This is a genomic window from Psychrobacter sp. Ps7, from assembly GCF_022129225.1.
GTDB lineage: Bacteria > Pseudomonadota > Gammaproteobacteria > Pseudomonadales > Moraxellaceae > Psychrobacter > Psychrobacter immobilis_A.
This window is the reverse complement of the sequence record NZ_JADQAH010000077.1, coordinates 1-1,403: the sequence shown is the minus strand read 5'-3', so window position 1 is coordinate 1,403 and position 1,403 is coordinate 1. Positions and strand designations below refer to the sequence as shown.

The 1,403-nt window shown below is 43.3% G+C and carries 1 protein-coding gene; it reads right to left on the bottom strand.

The genetic code is table 11. The features are described 5' to 3' along the window. Positions 1-381 precede the first annotated feature (381 nt). A partial coding sequence (locus tag I3257_RS14080) for a lipoate--protein ligase (RefSeq protein ID WP_238050166.1) occupies positions 382-1,403 on the bottom strand: 1,022 nt, incomplete at its 5' end.

The following is a 1,403-nucleotide window of genomic DNA, read 5'->3' as shown; positions in this document are numbered from 1 at the left end:
GCATCACCACTAACAATAGTGGTGACCTTTTTGCATTTTTTACAGATAACTTTATCGCCTTTACGCGCGACAGGGATGCCGTTATGAGTGGTGTGCGGTGAACCGGAGATGACCGTCCCACCGTGAGAGGTCTTTGCGCCGACGGTGATATAGGCTGCCATAGTGCTACCTTGCTTAAACGTTTAAAGTTTGGACTTTTATAGCGGATCTATTATTTGCATCACATTATAGATGGCAAAAGCGCAAAATATCAAACTTAAGTTTATCTAAAGGCATGGTTTATACGGCAAGGTCAATCAGCATAAAGCATGAAAGCATTTGAGCAATCGGCTACAAAAGGAAATTGCGTCCTTTTATTCATTGTTAATAACAAGCAAAAATCTAACCTTCCATCTCACTAATCAACCACACAGACACGTCATCAATCTGTGCTGCCAACTCAGGATGTGCTTTGCATAACTCGTCAAACTTAGCTTTAATCTCATGTTTGTCATATTTAATACCTGTCAATGTGTCTTTTAATAGGTCGATTAATTCAACATTTAGCGCATCAGAGAAAATAACCACATCGCGTATCACTGCTTGCTTCACATCAAGGTGCAAGTCAATAATGCCCCAATCAAAGCGCGTCTCAATATGATGGCTGAATTCAGGGGTCTTACCAAAGCGCCAATCCCAATCTGCCATTTGTTGATAGTATTTTTTTAATGACGGCTCTTTTGCAAGTGTGGCTTCATCCAATTCTTCGACTGGCGTAGTGTCGCCATAATCAGTGTCACGATAATATTCACAAAAGGCCTCGATAATCGCCTCGGATAGCGTCTCATGATTGATGTCTTCATTAAACTCAACCAAATTAGCAACGCGAGCGCGGACAGATTTAATACCTTTGGCTTTGAGCTTAAGTGGATGCGGATTGAGATAATCGCCCAGTTTTTGCATGTTGGCATTTACCAGTAATGTGCCGTGATGAAAGCTACGATCCGCCGCATGTTTAAAGGCGCTGCCTGATATTTTCTTATCACCGACCTGCATGTCGTTACGACCAGATAAATCCGCGTCTATGCCTAACTTTTTTAGCGCATTAATAATAATGGTGAAGTTCGCGTCTTGGTCGTAGTCGGCTTTGGGTGATAAAAAGGTAAAGTTGGTATTGCCTAAATCATGAAACACCGCGCCACCGCCACTCTGCCGCCGCGCCAAAAATACATCGTCGGCTGCCATCTTATCGATTTTGCATTCCACCCATGGATTTTGCGAGCGCCCAATGACCACAGTCTCGCTATTGCGCCATAAGAATAGCGTGTGCGAGTCGGGATTGAGCGTATTAAATATCCAATCCTCGGTAGCGAGGTTAAACCAAGGGTTGGTGACGGCAGATTTTAAGATGCGCAGTTTCATTA